The organism is Arenibacter aquaticus, from assembly GCF_003957295.1.
Lineage (GTDB): Bacteria > Bacteroidota > Bacteroidia > Flavobacteriales > Flavobacteriaceae > Arenibacter > Arenibacter aquaticus.
Genome location: NZ_RQPJ01000015.1, coordinates 73,378 through 92,808, shown reverse-complemented (window position 1 = coordinate 92,808; position 19,431 = coordinate 73,378). Strand labels below are relative to the sequence as shown.

The window sequence follows — 19,431 nt, the reverse complement described above, 5'->3', positions numbered from 1 at the left end:
ATTTAAAAATACTTGATGGGATTTGTTTTGCTCTCTGATAAAGAGACTGCAAAATTAGGAATTTTTTTTGTAAGATAATCAACTAAGAGATTTTTTGTAAACTGCTCTGTTTCATAGTGCCCAATATCGGCCAGAAGTATTTTGTCTTCGGCCTCGTAGAATTGATGGTATTTTAGATCGGAGGTAACGAAAACATCAGCGTTTACGGCCTTTGCCGCTGATATGGCAAATGCACCACTACCGCCCAGTACCGCAACTTTTTTTATATTCTTTCCAAGAAAATTTGAATGGCGTATGCAGGAAACATCCATTTTTTCCTTCAAAAACCTAAAAAAATCGGTTTCATTCATCTCATTTTCTAGGGTTCCAACCATCCCAATACCTATATTTTGGTTCTTGTTTTCCAGAGTATGCACCTCATAGGCCACCTCTTCATAGGGGTGGTTGTTAAACAGGGCCGAAAGAATTTTGGATTCATTTGCCTTGGCATAAGTAATGTTTATCTGGGTTTCTTTCTCATAATGCGTTTCCCCTATTTTCCCCAGATAGGGATTGGCGCCTTCTTTTGCCCTATAGCTACCATCGCCTTCTATGGCAAAGCTACAATGACTATAGTTGCCTATGTTCCCTGCCCCTGCATCAAATAGGGCAGTTTTAAGGGCCTCTGCCTTCTCTTTTGGCACATAGGTAGTCAGTTTTTTAATGTTGCCTGCCTGAGGGATTAGAATGGAGGGATTTGTTAGGTTCAATACTTCACAGATCTTTGCATTAACCCCGTATTGGCTATTGTCCAATGCTGTGTGCATACTGTAGATGGCAATATTGTGTTGAATGGCCTTGATGACTACCCGCTGCACGTAATTGGCACCCGTAATTTTCTTTAAGCCGCTAAAAATTATGGGGTGAAAGCTTACAATAAGATTGCATTTCTTGGCTATGGCCTCATCTACTACATTTTCCAAAGTGTCCAAGGTTACCAGAATGCCAGTAACTTCGGTGTTTATATCCCCAACCAACAGCCCTACATTGTCAAAATCCTCAGCGTATTGCAAAGGTGCCAGCTCTTCCAAAGTCTGGATAACTTGTTTTATGATCATTTTTTAAATTTATGGTCTTCCAAAGATAAAATATTATATTTTCGTTCTAATGCAGCTACTAAGAAAATTGGGTTTTCCCCTGTCCTTGATATACGCCCTAGTGGTGTACATACGAAATTATTTGTACGACCTAGGAATATTTACTTCCAAGTCCTTTGATACCAGGACCATATGTGTTGGTAACCTAAGTGTGGGGGGTACCGGGAAGACCCCAATGATAGAGTTTTTGGTTGCCAATGCAAGGGCAGGGACCAAATTAGCCATTCTAAGCAGGGGGTATGGGAGGAAATCCAAGGGCTATTTATTGGCTGGTGAGCAAACCACTGTAGACCAACTGGGGGATGAGCCATATCAGATTTGTAAGAAGTTTCCACATGTTGCTGTTGCAGTGGATGCCGAGCGCCAGCATGGGATCTCCGAATTGGAAAAGACAGTTGAACCAGATCTGATATTGCTGGACGATGCCTTTCAGCATAGGAAGGTGCGTTGCGACCATTATATTTTATTGACTTCTTACAGTAATTTGTACGTAGATGATTGGTATTTGCCCACGGGCAATCTAAGGGACAGTAAAAAGGAGGCTAAGCGAGCACACATTGTGGTGGTTACCAAATGTCCGGCTGAACTGGATAAAAAGGAAGAGCAGTATATTTTGAAGAAACTAAATCCTAAGGCACATCAAAAGGTGGTTTTTAGCTATTTGGATTATAATACCTCTGTAAAAGGAGGGGGTAAAACATATTCCCTAGAGGAACTCAAGGGTATGGAAATAACTTTGGTGACGGGTATAGCAAATCCTCGGCCATTGGTTTCCTTTCTTGAGGAACAGGGAATCAATTTTGAGCACAAGGCTTACTCAGATCACCATTTTTTTACAGAAAAGGAAATAGAAATGTTCCGCAGCAAGAAGATGGTGCTAACCACTGAAAAAGACTATGTAAGGTTGGAGGGTAGGCTAGATAACTTATTTTATCTTGGCGTTAAGCACAAATTTTTTGGTGGAGGGGAAGAAGTGTTATTAAAAGTATTGAATACTCCTAAGGTTAAGGACTAGGCCTCAATTTTTTTTTTAGTATCGAAAATATTCTTTCCAATTTTTTGGTAGAAGACTTCCGGTTTAAAGGGTTTGGTTACAACGTCATTACATCCGGCAGCGTAAAAACTTTCCAAACTATCGTCCAGGGAAATTGCCGTTAGGGCTATAATGGGTACCAATCTGTTGAATTTACGTATCTCTATAGTGGCTTCCTCACCGCTAATACCCGGCATATGTATGTCCATTAAAATACAGTCATAATCTGTTTTTCTTACCATGGCCACCGCTTCCAGTCCATTGTTGGCAATATCACAGCTGATATTCTTTTTATTCAACATTTTTTTGGTGATCACCTGGTTGATCTTGTTATCTTCCACAATCAAAATATGAAGTCCAGAAAAGTCATATGCCTCCTCTGTAATTTCAAATGGTATATCTTCAATAAGGTCGTCCTTGCTTTTTAAATCTACTTCAAAGAAAAAGGAGCTTCCTTTTCCTTCTTCACTCTTTAACTGAATTTTACTACCAAACAAGCCTAATAAACTTTTTACAATGGTGAGTCCCAGTCCGGTGCCACCGTATTCCCTGTTAATCTGTATAGAACCCTGTTCAAAACTGTCAAATATATTCAGTTGTTTTTCCGGGTCTATACCAATGCCGTTGTCCTTGACCTCAAAATAGATGGTTAAGTTTTCTTCTACTTTCTTTACTAATTTGGCTATAATGGTTACCTGTCCGTCTTTGGTAAATTTTATTCCGTTACCAATAAGATTAATAAATACCTGGGAAAGCTTTAAGGGGTCTCCCAATAGATGTGAGGGTATATTTTCATCAAACTCCAAAACCAGCTTGGTGTTATTGGCTTTGGCACTCTGGTGCAGTGAGTTTATAACTTCCGTTAATATCTTTTTAAGGTTAAAGTCGATTTGAAGGGCTTCCAGTTTATCGGCGTCGATCTTATTGATCTGTAAAATGTCATTTATAAAATTCAGCAGGTAATCCCCGGAAAATTTCAAAGATTTTAAATGTTCTTTCTGACTCTCGGTGGGGTTTTCTTCCAATAATAGGTGGGTTAGTCCCGTAACCGCATACAACGGTGTTCTTAATTCGTGACTTACAGTTGATAAGAAGTTGGTTTTGGCTTCCATGGCCATCACCGCTGCATCCCTAGCGGCCTGTAATTCATTGTTCTTTGTTTGTAAAAGGTCGTTGGTTTTTAATTTTATTTGGTTGTTTCTGTAAAGCGATACCGCCAAAATGGAAATTATGGTCAGAAATGCCGAGGTTAAAATGGCGGTAATTTCCGATCTGTTCTTGGATTGACTTAATTCGGCAATTTTGGTTTCCTGCCTATCAATCTCATCCCGCATAAATTGCGTTTGAATCTTATCGGCGGTTTTTGTTTCGGCCAAACTTTTTTCGTAGGTGAAAATCGAGTCCTTAAGGTCTAAAATGTTTCTGTTGTAAAATAAGGCCGATTTAAAATTGCCCAATCTTTCATTTGCGCGACCAAGGAGTTTGTTGGCCGCTAGCCTTTGTACTGGAAAATCATTGGTTTCGGCCAATGTCAAGGCATTTTCGGCATTTTTTATAGATTCCTCAAAGTCTTCTGTCTTAAAATGTATCTCGGCTAATTTTAGGTGCGATTTGGCCGCCAAATATTCTTTTTCATAGATGTCCGTATTAACGATCAGTGAATTGAAATTTTTAGTGGCACTTTCATATTTTTCTAGATTTAAAAATATTTCGCCCTCAACAAAAAGAATATTGTTCAGTAAATTCCGGTCATTGTTTATCTGTTTGGCCTCATTTAACATGGATATGGCCAAGAAGTTCTTGCCGTCCCTGAAAGAAATAATGGCTTCTATGTATTTATGTGTGGCCTCTCCGTAGGGATAGGAAATGTCGTTTAAAAGGGATTTTGAACGGTCGGAATAGTATTCGGCGCTGTCGTCCTTTTCCATTCTCAAGTAAAGTATGGCCAGTTTGTGATAAGCATCTATAAGTGCCTTGTTGTCGTTGTTTTGGAAGGCTACTTCCATTGCCTTGTTTAGCCTTTCAAGGGCAGGTTCCATTTTGTCCCTGTTTCCAAATTCTCTCGCCTTTTCAAAGTAGGAGGTTATATTATATGAATTGGGATCGGTTAATTGGGCAAAAGAAATGTTTTGGCATAAAACCAATACCAAGGTTAAGAACCATAGTTTTCTTTTATTTATATGTAAGAATAGAGGCTTCAAACGTATTGTTTACGTATTATAAAATTAATTAAATCTACAATTCTGCTACTGTAACCGGATTCGTTGTCATACCATCCTATGATCTTGACCATTTTTCCAATTACAGAGGTCATCAGAGAATCAAACGTACAAGAGTAATAAGTATTGTTTATATCGATAGAAACTATAGGGTCTTTTGTGTAATATAGAATATTTTTGAGTTCATTTTGCGATTTTTGCAAAAAAGCTTCGTTTATTTCCGCTATACTTGTCTGTCTTTTTACATTAAATGTGATATCGGTAAGCGATCCATTGGGTACAGGTACACGAATCCCGCAACCGCCAATTACGTTCGATAGTTCAGGGAATATTTTGGTAAGTGCCTTGGCAGCACCTGTGGTGGTGGGGACAATGGACTGGCCTGCAGCCCTTGCCCTCCGAAGATCTTTATGGGGCTGATCATGAAGGCTTTGATCGGTGGTATAGGAGTGTATAGTGGTTATATAGGCCTGTTCTATACCGCAAAGATCTTGGATAATCTTTATCATTGGGGCCGCATTGTTGGTGGTACAGGAGGCATTGGATATAATATCATCAGTGCCGTCCAAGGTTTCATGGTTTATACCGTAGACTACCATTTTAATATCATCTTCTGATGGGGGTACACTGAGAATAACTTTTTTTGCCCCATTTTTTAAGTGATGGGCCAATATTGATCTATCCTTAAACTTGCCAGAGGCCTCTACAACAATGTCCACCTTGTGCCGGGACCAAGGAATGTCTTTTGGTGATGAACAGTTTAAAAGTGGTACCTTGCTGTTCCCCACAAGGATTGCGTTTCCTGTATGGGATACCTCTTTTGGAAAAACCCCGTGTATACTATCATATTTTAGTAAATGGGCCAAGGTGCCGGCATCAGCCAAATCGTTAATAGCAACCACTTTTAAGTGGGGTTGGTCACTGAGAAGTCTGAATAGGGTGCGGCCTATTCTTCCGAAGCCGTTTATACCAATATGTATCTGTTTCATATAAAGTGGCAAGCTGTTTTTCCCGTTATGCCGCTACGGGGTCATGCATTGTAAAATTGGGGATGTACGGATGCTAATCAATATGTTTGTGGGCCTTGTAGGAAGAACGGACCAAAGCCCCGCTTTCTACATGTCTAAACCCAAGATCCAACCCGATTTCCTCATATTTCTTAAATTGATCGGGCAATATATATTCTTTTACCGGTAAATGTCTTTTGGATGGCTGTAGGTATTGGCCTATTGTAACTACGTCTACATTGGCTTTTCTAAGGTCTTCTAGGGTTTGGATTACTTCCTCTTCCCGTTCACCAAGTCCCAACATAATACCAGATTTGGTTCTGTTGGCTCCATTTTCCTTTAAATAGGATAATACGCCAAGGCTTCTTTCGTATTTGGCCTGTATCCGTACTTCCCTGGTTAGTCTTTTAACGGTTTCCATATTGTGCGATATCACCTCCGGGCCAACCGCCAATATGCGGTCCAGATGCGTGGATATGCCTTGGAAATCCGGAATAAGGGTCTCCATTGTGGTATTGGGGTTCATCCTTCTTACCGCCTTTACGGTTTCGGCCCAGATAATAGACCCCATATCCTTTAAATCGTCCCGGTCAACAGAGGTGAGAACGGCGTGTTTAATCTCCATTATCTTTATGGACCTGGCCACTTTTTCTGGCTCTTCCCAGTCCACATCTTCAGGTCTACCTGTCTTAACTCCACAGAATCCGCAAGAACGGGTGCAGATATTGCCCAATATCATGAAAGTGGCAGTGCCCTCTCCCCAGCATTCTCCCATATTGGGACAACTTCCCGAGGTACAAATGGTGTTGAGCTTATATTTATCTACCAAACCCCGTAATTGGGTGTATTTTTTACCCGTAGGAAGTTTTACGCGCAACCATTTTGGCTTTCCTTTTGGAGGGATGACACTTTCTAAAGTTTCGTTGCTCATAGTAAGATTTTGTGCAAATATACAAAATGGGATATAGTTAAAATACCAAATGATGCCAAAGTATGGTTATGATAGAACCCAACGGATTCTTAGGGCTTTTTATGGGGCAATTACAAAAGTTGGGTAATGGTGAATGGGGCCTTTGGAAGACCGGTTACAAGGAGGTGGACGTTTTCTTCCAGATATTCTTTGAGTTTTATATTGTAAACAACCAAGTCCCAGTTTCTCCAGGCTGAGGAACAATGTTTGTGCAATACCGTGTTGAAGCCGGAACTTTAATTATTGTTTTTAATGATTTCGGCAAGTAGCCTTTTTGCCCGTAGCAGTTTTACTTTTACGTTATTGATAGGTTCTCCTAATTTCTCAGCTATTTCGGCATAAGGGAGTTCATGGAAGTATCTGAGGTTGATAACCTCTTGGTAGTGCGGCTTTAATCTTTTGATATATGCCAATAAGGAGGCCAAGTTTTGCTCGGTAATTAAGCTGTCTTCGGGGGAGGGGGCGTCGTCCAAAACCCTTTTTATGGCTTCATTATTATTTTCATGGCTGTCCTGAAGAACGTTTCTTTTACTTTTTCGAATTAGGTCGATATGCAGATTCTTAGAAATGGCAATCAACCAAGTTTTAAATTCGTACGCCTCGTTAAACGTATTTATTTTGTCGAATGCCTTGGAAAAGGTCTGGATTGTGATATCCTCTGCGTCGTTCTCATTATTGGTTCTAATCAGCTGAAATCCGTAGACATCGTTCCAATAGTTGTTCAATAAGGTGCTGAAGGCTTTTTGGTTGCCTAATTTGGCTCTTTCAATAAGGTTGGGGAGCGATTCTTCTGTTTTATCCAAAATAAGGTATAATAAGGAATGGCTTCAGGGGGAGGCGCCTATTGGGTTACTGAATCTTTTTGGCAATCCTGTTCACTGGGAAGTTTTCCACAATAACCACAAGCCTCGCCTTCTTTGTTTAAAAATGGACTTTGACTGGCACAGGTTCCTGCAAATTTACCGTCCTTTTTAGACCATATTTTAATAGCGATACCTGCAAAGGCAAGAGCCAATAAACCTATTGTTAAAAATACTAATTTCATATCCCTGCATTTATTTTGTGCAAAGATATGAAATTTATAACCTTCTTTGGAAGGATTAAGATTACTTTAAAGTCTTCGTTAATAGGATATATTGGCCACAATATTTTCTACCGTGGGACTGGTGTTTCCTCCCGTTGGTTCTATGGTTATATATCCCACAGCGTTCTCCGCATAGGGAAGCGCCATCAATTTTTCACTGTCCGTGGCTTCCTGAATCACCCCTAGGTTAAGCATTTGCCCATTAACCTCTGCCCACATCTGATAACATTGGTTTTCAGGTAAGTTGGGTAGTTTGCTTACATTGATATAGGAGAGTTTTTTAACAGGGTTAATATAAGCTACCGCTTTAAGCTCCTTGGCCTTGCTGTTTCCCTTAACGTTGAGGCGTTTGGTCTTGGGGTTGTTAAGGACAATGAATTGGTTCCTAACATCCTCCAGCTGTATGCGCATATTCTCCTCCAGGTTTTGAATCTTAGTGTTTACGATAAGATTTTCTTCTTGTAAACTTTGGTTCTGGTTCCAAAAGAAATAGGATGCCCCGGCAAAAAGCAAGGCAGTGAAACTGGCAGCAATGGCATACCTAAAGAATCTCTTTCTTCCGGTATTCTCGGATTTAATCCTGTTTTGGATTCTTTCCTTTAAACCGTCTGGCGTCTTCATGGAATGCATTTTGGCAAAGACCTCTAAGTTGTCCTGAAGCTCGTTATAAGTTGTTCTTACTTCCGGATACATGGCTATGTACCTTTCTACCTGTAGGGTTTCTTCCTGTGAGGTAGTACCTAGAAGGTATTTTTCCAATAGGTCGGTTTCCAAAAATATTTTGATCTTTTCTTTCATGGCCTTAGTTTTTAAGCACTTTTTGATTGCATATGTCCGTCCACTGTATTTGGTCCGGGACTAATCAACATTGCGCTTTAATTCATAAACAACTTATTAAATAGATGAGCAACATGCTGGTTCCATATAATTTCTTCAACTCCCTGAGTCCAATTTTTAATCTGGATTTAATAGTGCCCAAGGGTATGTCCAATTCATCGCTGGCTTCCTGTTGGGTCATTCCTTGAAAAAACAAGGCTTCCAATACAACTTGATACTTTAAATCCAATTTGTCCAAATTATCCTGAACGTCCATCAGATCAGGGTTTATTCCTTCGGTTCCTAGTTTATATACGTCAGAAACATCCATTTGGATTTCTTTATCAGATTTGGTGTTGGCACTTCTTAGTTTATCAATAGCGGTATTCCTTGTAATACGGAACAACCAGGTAAATAATTTTGCCTTGGTGGGGTCGTAGGAATCGGCTTTTTTCCAGATTTTCACGAAACTTTCCTGTACAACGTCCTGGGCCAGTTCTTCGTCCCGGACCACTTTATAGGCTACACCGTAGAGGGTGTCCCCATAATGTTCGTAGAGCAATGAAATGGCCTTGTCATTACGCTCTTGAAGAAGCTCAACAATATGATTTTCCAGTAGTATGCTCATTTCATAATTGGATTCTCAAAAAAAAGATTGGACTTCATCATCCAATTACCTCTTTTGTTTCGTATATAAACAAACGCTAATTTATAAAATTGATTGTTATGCTTAGCGTTATAATTATTTAAATGGGCAGCTGGTAACTGTGCATTTAATTTTTTGGTTAGTTTGGTTTGGTATAGCCCCTGGCATTCTTTGTCAGGGGTTATTTTATAATATTTACTTCGGGGGAAATGGTAATCTGAAAAGTTTCAAAGACAGTTTTTATGATGTTATGTGCCAGATCCATTATCTCCCTGCCACTGGCATTGCCATAATTCACTAATACCAATGCTTGGTTTTTATGAACTCCAGCATCTCCAAAACGCTTGCCCTTAAATCCACATTGCTCTATTAACCAACCTGCGGGGATTTTATATTCATCGTCGGAAATCTTATAGAACGGAGCCTGTGGGTATTTATTTGTAAAAGTATGGAATTCTTGTGCGTTAATTATAGGGTTCTTAAAGAAACTTCCGCTATTCCCCAATTTCTTAGGGTCTGGAAGCTTGCTCTCTCGTATGGCTATAACAGCATTGGAGACGTCCTTAATAGTAGGCTCCGAAATGTTGTTAGTTTGTAGTTGGGAAACAATTGCCCCATACCCTACATGTAATTTATGGTTTCTTTTGGTGAGTTTTAAACGTACCGAGGTAATAATAAACTTATCCTTACCATCATTCTTAAAATAAGAGTCCCTATATCCAAATTGACATTCCTCCTTGGTAAATGTTCTTATTTTATAAGTTGCCAATTCCAATGCCTTACAACTTACAAAAACGTCCTTGAGTTCAACGCCATAGGCCCCTATATTTTGAATAGGTGCTGTACCGGTATTTCCAGGGATCAATGACAAATTCTCCAATCCGCCATAATTCCTTTCCAAGGTCCACAATACCAATTGATGCCAATTTTCCCCGGCATTTACTTCCAAACATACTTCATCCTCATTTTCCCAAACCACTTCAATGCCTTTGATGTTGATAAAGAGTACCAAGTCATCAATGTCATGGGTAAGCAGCATATTGCTGCCCCCTCCCAGTACAAAGTAATTGGGGTAACCATTTAAAGTGGTGGCCTTTTTAAGCTCTGCAATAGAATTGACCTCACAAAAGAACTTGGCATTGACAGCAATTCCAAAGGTGTTATAATCTTTAAGGGATATGTTCTGCTGTATTTGCATTAACCTGGATATGCTTTTAAGGCCTCCTTTAAAATGTAGACCGCTCTAATGAGGTCTTCTTTTTCAAGCACATAAGCAATTCTTACCTGATTGGTGCCCAAGCCTGCGGTGGCATAAAATCCTGCTGCAGGGGCAACCATTACGGTTTCTCCGTCCACATTAAACTCCTCCAATAGCCATTGGGCAAAAGCATCAGCATTTTTAATAGGCAGTTGGGCAATGCAATAAAAGGCACCTTGTGGTCTTGCTGCCACTACTCCTTCTACCTTGCTCAACTCTGATATTAGGATGTCCCTACGGGCTACATACTCTTCCTTAACCGCTTCAAAATAACTTTTAGGAGTTTCGAGTGCAGCTTCGGCGGCAATTTGTGCATAGGTAGGGGGGGATAACCGTGCCTGAGCAAATTTGATGGCCGTTTTAATGACTTCCTTGTTCTTGGAAACCAAATACCCAATTCTGGCACCGCACATACTGTATCTTTTAGAAACCGAATCCACAATAATGGCATGGTCCTCTAGTCCTTCTTCCTGTATAATGGAGTAATGTTCCCTACCGTCATAGGTAAATTCACGGTATACTTCATCGGCGACTAAAAACAGACCGTAATTTTTAACGATCTTAGTCAGTTTTTTTATTTCTTCCCTACTATATAGGTATCCGGTAGGATTACCAGGGTTGCATATAAGAATGGCCTTGGTCTTTAGGGTGATCAATTTTTCAAACTCCTCAATAGGGGGCAGGGCAAAGTTATCCTCAATGTGGGAAACCACAGGTACTACCTTTATACCGGTTGCATTGGCAAAACCATTGTAATTGGCGTAGAACGGTTCGGGAATTATTATTTCATCCTCGGCATCGGTAATGCTGCCCATGGCAAAGGATAGGGCCTCGGATCCACCTGTTGTGACAATAATATCCTCGGCCGCTACATGTATGTCATTATTAGCGTAATATCCCGCAATTTTTTCCCTGTAAGATTCAGCACCCTCGGTACGACTGTAGGATAGTACCTCCAAATTATTATTCTTAACAGCATCTAAAGCAACCTTTGGTGTTTTAATGTCCGGTTGACCAATATTGAGATGAATAATTTTTATTCCCCTCTTTATTGCTGCTTCTGCAAATGGGACTAATTTTCTTATGGGAGATTCTGGCATGTTCAGGCCTCTCCTTGAAATTGATGGCATATAAGTTTATATTTTAGGCAAAAATGAGAAATCAATATGGAGAAAACAATAAATGGACCCTATTTGATGGGTTTTTAATATGTTAAAACGTTCTAGGGACTGATATTTTGTTTGTAAATTTAAAGTAACCGTTGTTGCTAAATGTAGGGATATGAAAGCTGTTTTAAGGCACTTGGCCTACCTGTTATTCAGTATTTTGCCCATTTTTATTTTTTCCCAGACATATGAATTGCCTCAAGGAGAGTTATTTCAGAAGGTGAAATTTAAATTGGTGAACAATCTTATTGTTTTGCCTGTTGAGGTAAATGGAGCAAATCTGTCATTTATATTGGATTCTGGGGTAAGCAAACCAATACTTTTCAACTTGTCGGATAAGGATTCCATTCAAATAAATGATGTATCGGAAATTGTTATCAAGGGCCTTGGTGATGGAGGACCAATTAAGGCATTGAGCTCATACAATAATACTTTTAGGATTGGTAATGCAGAAAACCCAGGGCAGTTACTGTACGTGGTAATGGATAGGGATATAAATTTATCACCGAGGCTAGGGTTGCCTGTACATGGTATTATTGGTTATGATCTTTTTAGGGATTTTGTAGTGGAGATAAACTATACCTCCCAATATTTAAAACTGCACAAGCCGGATACTTATCAAACTAAAAAAAACAATAGGACCAAAACGGTGGCATTACAGGTGGTAGATAATAAGGCGTATGTACAAGGTCAGGTATTTTTGGAAAACAAGCAGTGTATTCCGGTTAAATTATTGGTAGACTCCGGTAGTTCGGATGCTGTTTGGTTGTTTGAGGATGAAGCAATAGGTCTGGGAGTGCCCAAGAAGAATTATTATGAATTTTTGGGACAGGGCTTGGGAGGTGGCATTTATGGCAAGCGAACAAGGCTGGCAGGGGTAGGTTTGGCAGGTTTTAGAATGAAAGACACCAGGGCCGCCTTTCCGGATAAGCAATATTTTAATACTATCACTTCTTTTGGCGATAGGAACGGTAGTTTGGGCGGGGAGCTACTAAAAAGATTTACATTGGTCTTTAATTATACCGAAGGTACCCTGAGCCTTAGGAAGAACAGGTTTTTTAAAAATCCCTTCAACTTTAATATGAGTGGTATAGATCTGCAGCATAATGGAGTGCGTTATATATCTGAAAGTATAGCAGACGGCAGGGGATCGCTAGTCAACGATGAAAGTAAATCCTTTGGGAACGTTCAATTATTGTTTGAAAATAGGACCCGTTTAAGTGTGGTGCCCCAAATAGTTGTTTCGGGAATACGTAATGGAAGTCCGGCTCAAGAGGCCGGATTGCAACAAGGGGATATAATTTTGGCCGTGAACGGAAAGAAAGTACACCACTTTAAATTGCAACAGGTTTTAAAAATGCTCAATGAGAAAATAGGGAAAAGAGTCAAGGTGTTGGTAGCACGTAATGAAAGCAACTTGCTGATAAGTTATGTGCTGAAAGATGTATTTAAATGAAAAAAGCTTGTATAGTAACCGTAATTGGTGCTATACAAGCTTTGGATGTCTCTGGGAAAGGTTTTTATTTGCCTTCCACTGGTTTTATCTTTCCTTTGATCTTTAAAACTACCGTTGGGGTGTCTGCATTGGAAATAACCGTAATGGCCTTTGCAATAGGTCCAACCCTGTTGGTGTCATATTTAACCTGTATCTCCCCTTTTTTTCCTGGCATAATTGGTGCCTCTGGTTTTTTAGGGATGGTACATCCACAGCTAGAGCTAACCTTGCTGATAACTAGTGGTGCGTTACCTGTATTTGTGAATTCGAATACACGGATTCCGTTACTGCCTTTTGTGATTTCACCATAATCGACGATTTCAGTTTTAAATTTGATTTTCGCTCCAGTTTCCTGAGCAGTCAGGCCAAATCCTAATAGACCAATAAATAAAACTAGTACTACTTTTTTCATTATTTTTAGTTTTTGGTGAATTTCAAAAGTAAATGTTTTTAATCAACCTCCAAAATTCTTTTGTTATGTAATAACGTTACTTATTTTTGTTTCGTATTTCTAAAAGGACAAAAACTATAGATTTACTTCAGGTTTAAAATTAATATTACAAGTATTTTAGTAATCGCCCGATTAGGGTTAACAAAAACTGTTCCAAATAATGGAAATTCCTTCAAAATATGAGCCTCAGAAGGTAGAGGGCCAATGGTACGACTATTGGATAAAGCATAATTACTTTCATTCTACCCCAGATAATAGGGAGCCTTATACAATTGTTATTCCCCCGCCAAATGTTACTGGTGTGCTCCATATGGGGCATATGCTTAATAATACCATTCAGGATGTTCTTATACGTAGGGCCCGTTTAATGGGGAAAAACGCCTGTTGGGTGCCTGGAACGGACCATGCTTCAATAGCCACAGAGGCCAAAGTGGTGGCCAAGTTGAAGGAGCAGGGGATAAATAAAAAAGATTTGTCCAGGGAAGAATTCCTAAAACATGCTTGGGATTGGACCCATGAATACGGAGGGGTGATCCTTGAGCAATTAAAAAAATTGGGTTGCTCTTGTGATTGGGATCGTACAAAATTTACAATGGACTCCAATATGTCGGCCTCTGTTATCAAGGTTTTTGTAGATCTTTTTAACAAAGGATTGATATATAGGGGATATAGAATGGTGAACTGGGATCCGGAGGCAAAGACAACCTTATCCGATGAAGAGGTAGTTTATGAAGAAAGACAAGGCCTGTTGTATTATTTGTCCTATAAGATTGAAGGGACAGATGAAACCGTGACCATTGCCACCACCAGACCGGAGACCATTTTGGGAGATACTGCCATCTGCATTAATCCCAATGATGAACGTTATGCCCATTTAAGGGGTAAAAAGGCCATAGTCCCTATCTGTAATAGGGTAATCCCAATTATTGAGGATGAATATGTGGATGTTGAATTTGGTACGGGATGTCTTAAGGTTACTCCCGCACATGATGTGAATGACAAGGCCTTGGGCGAAAAGCATCAGCTGGAGACCATTGATATATTTAACGAGGATGCCAGCCTTAACAGTTACGGATTGCATTATGAAGGCCAAGATCGGTTTGCGGTACGCAAGGCTATTGCCAAGGAATTGGAGGAAAAGGGTTATTTGGTAAAAACAGAACAGCATATTAATAAAATAGGAACCTCAGAGAGGACCAAGGCGGTTATAGAGCCAAGGCTGTCCGATCAGTGGTTTCTGAGCATGGAAAAATTGGCCAAGCCGGCGATTAAAGCGGTTTTGGAGGATGGGGATGTAAAGTTGTTTCCCAAAAAATTTGAAAATACCTACCGCCACTGGATGGAAAACATTCGGGATTGGAACATTTCCAGGCAGTTGTGGTGGGGACAACAAATACCGGCATACTATTTTGGTGATGGACAGGACGATTTTGTAGTTGCCGAGACCCCTGAAAAGGCTTTGGAACTTGCAAGAAAAAAATCAGGAAACCCAGATTTAACCCTGGAAAACCTTGTTCAGGATGAAGATGCACTGGATACTTGGTTCTCATCTTGGATTTGGCCTATTAGCGTGTTCAACGGTATCCTAGAGCCAAACAATAAGGAAATAGAATATTATTACCCTACCAATGACTTGGTTACAGGTCCGGATATATTGTTTTTCTGGGTTGCCAGAATGATTGTTTCCGGCTATGAATATAGAGATGAACGACCTTTTCAGAATGTTTACCTAACTGGTTTGGTCAGGGATAAGCAAAGACGTAAAATGTCCAAATCCTTGGGCAATTCACCCGATGCACTGAAGTTAATTGAAGACTATGGGGCAGATGGGGTACGGGTAGGGCTCTTGTTGAGCTCTGCAGCTGGTAATGACCTGATGTTTGATGAGGCTCTTTGCCAGCAAGGGAAAAACTTTGCCAATAAGATTTGGAACGGATTCCGTTTGTTGAAGGGTTGGGAAGTGGCCGATCTGCCACAGCCCGAGGCCTCTAAATTAGGGATTGAATGGTATAAGGCCAAATTTAACAAAACCTTGGCCGAGATTGAGGACCATTTTAGTAAATACAGGATTTCTGACGCCTTGATGGCCATTTATAAACTGGTGTGGGACGATTATAGTTCTTGGTTGTTGGAAATTGTAAAACCGGCCTATCAAAGTCCTATAGATAAGACTACCTATGAGGCGGTAATCCAAATATTTGAGGAGAATTTAAAATTGTTGCACCCATTTATGCCCTTCCTTACAGAGGAGGTATGGCAACATATTGCAGAACGCAGCCCTGAGGAAGCCTTGGTGGTTGCTCAGTGGCCAACTTTGCAACCTGTAAATGATGAGCTTATAGAAGGGTTTAATTTTGCATCGGATGTTATATCGGGTGTGCGAACCATTCGTAAGGAAAAGAATATACCTATGAAGGAATCCTTGGAACTGTCCGTGCTTAACGATGGTGGTGTTTCCAAGGTCTGGGACGTAGTGATAGCTAAATTGACCAATGTTTCCAATATTACCTACACAGAGGCTGCTTTGGATGGGGCCCTTACCTTTAGGGTTAAGTCTAATGAATATTTTGTGCCAATACATGGGGCAATTGATGTGGAGGCTGAAATTAAGAAGTTGGAAGGTGAGTTGAAGTATACCAAGGGCTTTTTGGCCTCTGTGCGTAAAAAACTTTCCAATGAACGTTTTGTAAGCAATGCTCCGGCCCAAGTAATAGCATTGGAGCGTCAGAAGGAGGCCGATGCCATTGCCAAAATAGAAACCTTGGAAAAAAGTTTGACGAGTTTGGGGTAGTCTAAATCCGTTTTAGCCAAAGGTGTATTTAAAAATAAGCAAACCATTCTAACCCTTATAAAAAACGCAATGTTATGACCAAAAAAGTAATACAGACGGGAATTCTTTCATTCGGAATGTCGGGGACCTTGTTTCATGCCCCTTTCTTAAGGGAGCATCCTGGTTTTCAGTTAAGGGCAGTGGTGGAAAGGAGTAAAAAACGGGCTCAGGAACACTATCCCAACATAAAGAGCTACGACTCTGTAGACGATTTGTTGAGTGATAGGGAAATAGAATTGGTGGTGGTCAATACGCCTAACCAGACTCATTTTGATCTGGCATTAAAAGCCCTCCGTGCCAATAAACACGTATTGGTGGAAAAACCGTTTTGCGTTACGTCTTTGGAGGCTCAGCAGTTATTTGCGGAAGCAAAAAGGGTGGGACGTAATATCATGGCCTATCAGAATAGAAGGTATGACAGCGACTATCTTTCGGTTAAGAGTGTTGTGGAATCGGGAAAATTGGGCAGCTTGGTAGAGGTGCATATGAGGTATGATAGATACCGTTTAAAAATAAGCGATAAAGTTGCCAATGAGACTGCTCCCGGTGGAGGGGTGTTATATGGTTTGGGCCCACATTTGTTGGATTCGGCGATTTCACTTTTTGGTTGCCCCTTGGAATGGACCAAACACACAGCAGAATTTAGGCCCAATACCAAGGTAGATGATTATGCCCATGTTCATTTGGTGTACCCAAAAGGTCTCCAGGTGTTTTTAACTACAAGTTTAATGGTGGCAGAGCCGCTGCCTGCTTTTGTGCTTAACGGAACCAAAGGTAGCTATATTAAAGAACGGACCAACATCCAAGAAGAGCAATTGATGGAGGGGGTGAGTCCGGCAGACCCGCTGTTTGGTATAGAGGAGGCCAATATGGCAGGTAAGCTTATAACTTTTTCGGAGGACGGTGAAAAGAAGGTGTCTGAAATTAAGTCGGTAAAATCGTCTTACATCAATTTATTTGAAGATGTGTATAAGACTATAGTTAATGGGGTGCCGTACCCCATTACAGAGGAGGACATTCTGCAACAAATGGAAATTTTGGAAGGATAAAACTGCCTTTGATCCACGTTGAGTGGATGGTATCGGGTATAACAGGAAATGGAAATAAGTGTCTGCTACCTTGTTGGGTGAGTTTATAGGCCCTCAGCTTTTTTAATCGTATATTTATAAAAGGATTAATAGGTGCTGTTAGTTGATTTTACCAGCTTAATCAATTAGGGGTCTGTAAAAAAAAATGGGCAATGTCCAAATTACCAAAGAACCATACGTTTTTGGATCTTTCAGATTATGGAAGGTTCATTGCCCGGTTTATAGCTAGGGCGTTACAGCCAACTGGTGTTACCCCGATCCATGTTACAATAGCTTTTTTTGTTTCCGGCCTGCTAGCCATTTGGTGTATATTATTTGCTTATTATTGGGCGGCGGCCTTTTTTTTAATTCTTAAGTCAGTTTTGGACGCTGCAGATGGGGAATTGTCCAGGCTAAAGAATGCGCCTTCTTATACGGGGAGGTATTTGGATTCTGTAAGTGATATAGTGCTTAATATCCTTCTGTTTCTGGCAATTTGGTATACTACGGATGCCAAATTAATAATGGCGTTTCTTGCGCTTTTTGGAATGCAATTACAGGGAACCTTATATAACTATTATTACGTAATTCTAAGGAATAGATTTAAAGGAGATATTACCAGTAGGGTTTTTGAAACCACTGCTCCAGTGGCCTTGGAGGGGGAATTGCAAAGCACCGTGGATGTGCTTTTTTGGTGGTATAAAACTTTATATGGAAATTTCGATAGAATAATTTATTTATTGGATCCAAGGGCCGCCGAGGGAGGTGAAATACCTAATTGGTTTATGACATTGGTGTCGACCTTTGGGCTTGGGTTTCAATTGTTGCTTATTGCGCTCTTGTTGGTTTTAGGCTTGATTGATTTTGTAATTCCCCTGTTTGTGATCTATACCTTGTTTGTTTTTATGTTTATAGGTATACGCAAAGCGCTTTAAAAGTGCAGATGGTTTTTTTGTCTTCATTAATTTAAGGGTAAAGAGAATTTGTTGGGTCGTTTTTTTTACTTTTTCATGATTGCTAATTTATAGTGTGTGCTTACACATTTTAATAGTTTTATAGGTTTTATGGGTGGTTATTTTGGCTTTAATTGGTCTGTATGTCAACTATTTATTTATATTTGTGTGCCTACACACTTCTTTAATTGGTTTGTAGTCATGTGGTTGCAATTCTATTATAATGGCTAAGAACAAAAAAACTACGATACAGGATTTGGCTAATTATGCCAATGTCTCTATAGGGACTATTGATAGGGTGATTCATAATAGGGGTAAGGTGTCTGAGGCCAAGAGGAAGAAGGTTGAAGAAGCAATAAAGAAATTGGGGTTTAACCCCAATCTATTGGCGAGAACTTTGGCTCTGGGGCAACAATTTATGGTTTGCAGTCTGCTGCCTGAAGCGAGTTCCCCTGACAGTTATTGGACCTTGCCCAAGAAGGGTATAGCCCAGGCCGTAGAGGGACACAGGGATTTTGGAATGCAACTGGAAGTTTTTGAATACAGTTTGTTTGATGAAACAAGTTTTGTTAAAATGGCCGATGCCATTATAGAAAAAAATCCCAGTGGAGTAATTCTGGCTCCCTTATTTGAAAAGGAAAGTCACAACTTCATAGATAAACTGGAAGAAAGGGATATTCCTTATGTCTTTATAGACGCCAATATAGCCGATAGAAAAAATCTTAGTTACATAGGTCCGCACCTTAAGGGCAGTGGGTTCATTGCTGGAAAATTATTGAATTCTATTTTGGGCCCTTCAGATGATATTCTCATAATACATATCGTAAAAGGTCTTGAAAATAGTGCTCATACCGCCATTGTTGAAAAAGGTTTTAAGGAATTCTTTCAAGCTATGGAGGGCAAAGTTCGTGGAAAGATAAGCTCTATTACCATTCCTACTACTGTGGAGAGCGAGTTAAACCGGGAGCTGACCAAATATTATATAAAAAACCCAGGGGTTAAAGGGGTCTTTGTTAGCAACTCTCGTGCGCATTTGATCTCTAGGTATCACGCGCTGCACGATCTTGATATTAAAGTGGTTGGTTTTGATACCGTTCCCGGTAACCTGACCGAACTTAAAAAAGGGCATATCGACTATATTATTTCACAGAGACCGGTTTTTCAAGGAGTAACTGCCGTAAGGGTGCTATTTGATTTTTTTGTCTATAAAAAATTACCGGAATCGGTACAGTTTGTACCCTTGGATATTATCATTAAAGAGAATGTAGACTACTATATAAATTTTCAATACCAGTAATAA

At 40.0% G+C, this 19,431-nt stretch carries 17 protein-coding genes; 6 read left to right on the top strand and 11 right to left on the bottom strand.

Annotated elements, in window-relative coordinates:
* Window positions 1–2 precede the first annotated feature (2 nt).
* Window positions 3–1,097, bottom strand: a complete 1,095-nt coding sequence (locus EHW67_RS15405) for a Nif3-like dinuclear metal center hexameric protein (protein ID WP_126163280.1) — start codon at window positions 1,095–1,097, stop codon at window positions 3–5.
* 49 nt (window positions 1,098–1,146) lie between these two features.
* Here EHW67_RS15405 and lpxK point away from each other — a divergent pair, with 49 nt between their 5' ends.
* On the top strand, window positions 1,147–2,151 hold the full coding sequence (gene lpxK / locus EHW67_RS15400) for a tetraacyldisaccharide 4'-kinase (RefSeq protein ID WP_126163279.1): 1,005 nt from the start codon (window positions 1,147–1,149) through the stop codon (window positions 2,149–2,151).
* On the opposite strand, the gene EHW67_RS15395 is transcribed toward lpxK, so the two are convergent.
* From EHW67_RS15395 to EHW67_RS15355, 9 genes are all read right to left on the bottom strand, one after another.
* Window positions 2,148–4,370: a tetratricopeptide repeat-containing hybrid sensor histidine kinase/response regulator gene (locus tag EHW67_RS15395; protein ID WP_238389956.1), complete on the bottom strand. Its 2,223-nt coding sequence runs from the start codon at window positions 4,368–4,370 to the stop codon at window positions 2,148–2,150. The genes lpxK and EHW67_RS15395 overlap by 4 nt on opposite strands.
* Window positions 4,367–5,377, bottom strand: coding sequence for a type I glyceraldehyde-3-phosphate dehydrogenase (gap, locus tag EHW67_RS15390; RefSeq protein ID WP_126163278.1), 1,011 nt, complete (start codon window positions 5,375–5,377; stop codon window positions 4,367–4,369). Before gap ends, EHW67_RS15395 begins: the two co-directional genes overlap by 4 nt.
* Window positions 5,378–5,450: 73 nt before the next feature.
* On the bottom strand, window positions 5,451–6,326 hold the full coding sequence (gene lipA / locus EHW67_RS15385) for a lipoyl synthase (RefSeq protein ID WP_126163277.1): 876 nt from the start codon (window positions 6,324–6,326) through the stop codon (window positions 5,451–5,453).
* 275 nt (window positions 6,327–6,601) lie between these two features.
* Window positions 6,602–7,168, bottom strand: a complete 567-nt coding sequence (locus EHW67_RS15380) for an RNA polymerase sigma factor (protein ID WP_126163276.1) — start codon at window positions 7,166–7,168, stop codon at window positions 6,602–6,604.
* A 38-nt stretch (window positions 7,169–7,206) separates the two neighbouring features.
* Window positions 7,207–7,410, bottom strand: a complete 204-nt coding sequence (locus EHW67_RS15375) for a membrane or secreted protein (protein ID WP_126163275.1) — start codon at window positions 7,408–7,410, stop codon at window positions 7,207–7,209.
* Window positions 7,411–7,488: 78 nt separating this feature from the next.
* Window positions 7,489–8,247, bottom strand: a complete 759-nt coding sequence (locus tag EHW67_RS15370) for an anti-sigma factor (protein WP_126163274.1) — start codon at window positions 8,245–8,247, stop codon at window positions 7,489–7,491.
* Between the two features lie 82 nt (window positions 8,248–8,329).
* Window positions 8,330–8,893 carry an RNA polymerase sigma factor gene (locus EHW67_RS15365; protein WP_126163273.1) on the bottom strand — a complete coding sequence of 188 codons (564 nt, stop codon included), beginning with the start codon at window positions 8,891–8,893 and terminating at the stop codon, window positions 8,330–8,332.
* 199 nt (window positions 8,894–9,092) lie between these two features.
* On the bottom strand, window positions 9,093–10,109 hold the full coding sequence (gene murB / locus EHW67_RS15360; protein WP_126163272.1) for a UDP-N-acetylmuramate dehydrogenase: 1,017 nt from the start codon (window positions 10,107–10,109) through the stop codon (window positions 9,093–9,095).
* Window positions 10,109–11,299 carry a pyridoxal phosphate-dependent aminotransferase gene (locus EHW67_RS15355; protein ID WP_126163271.1) on the bottom strand — a complete coding sequence of 397 codons (1,191 nt, stop codon included), beginning with the start codon at window positions 11,297–11,299 and terminating at the stop codon, window positions 10,109–10,111. The genes murB and EHW67_RS15355 overlap by 1 nt, the downstream gene beginning before the upstream one ends.
* A 151-nt stretch (window positions 11,300–11,450) precedes the next feature.
* Here EHW67_RS15355 and EHW67_RS15350 point away from each other — a divergent pair, with 151 nt between their 5' ends.
* On the top strand, window positions 11,451–12,791 hold the full coding sequence (locus EHW67_RS15350) for an aspartyl protease family protein (protein WP_126163270.1): 1,341 nt from the start codon (window positions 11,451–11,453) through the stop codon (window positions 12,789–12,791).
* A gap of 64 nt (window positions 12,792–12,855) precedes the next feature.
* On the opposite strand, the gene EHW67_RS15345 is transcribed toward EHW67_RS15350, so the two are convergent.
* On the bottom strand, window positions 12,856–13,242 hold the full coding sequence (locus tag EHW67_RS15345) for a DUF1573 domain-containing protein (RefSeq protein ID WP_126163269.1): 387 nt from the start codon (window positions 13,240–13,242) through the stop codon (window positions 12,856–12,858).
* A 199-nt stretch (window positions 13,243–13,441) separates the two neighbouring features.
* Between EHW67_RS15345 and EHW67_RS15340 the strand changes: the two genes are divergently transcribed.
* From EHW67_RS15340 to EHW67_RS15325, 4 genes are all read left to right on the top strand, one after another.
* Entirely contained in the window at window positions 13,442–16,072 is a 2,631-nt protein-coding gene (locus EHW67_RS15340) for a valine--tRNA ligase (protein ID WP_126163268.1), read from the top strand.
* A gap of 74 nt (window positions 16,073–16,146) precedes the next feature.
* Window positions 16,147–17,160: a Gfo/Idh/MocA family oxidoreductase gene (locus EHW67_RS15335; RefSeq protein ID WP_126163267.1), complete on the top strand. Its 1,014-nt coding sequence runs from the start codon at window positions 16,147–16,149 to the stop codon at window positions 17,158–17,160.
* Window positions 17,161–17,351: 191 nt separating this feature from the next.
* Window positions 17,352–18,113, top strand: a complete 762-nt coding sequence (locus EHW67_RS15330) for a CDP-alcohol phosphatidyltransferase family protein (RefSeq protein ID WP_126163266.1) — start codon at window positions 17,352–17,354, stop codon at window positions 18,111–18,113.
* Between the two features lie 241 nt (window positions 18,114–18,354).
* Complete coding sequence (locus tag EHW67_RS15325; protein ID WP_126163265.1) at window positions 18,355–19,428, top strand: substrate-binding domain-containing protein; 1,074 nt, start codon at window positions 18,355–18,357, stop codon at window positions 19,426–19,428.
* Window positions 19,429–19,431: the final 3 nt, after the last annotated feature.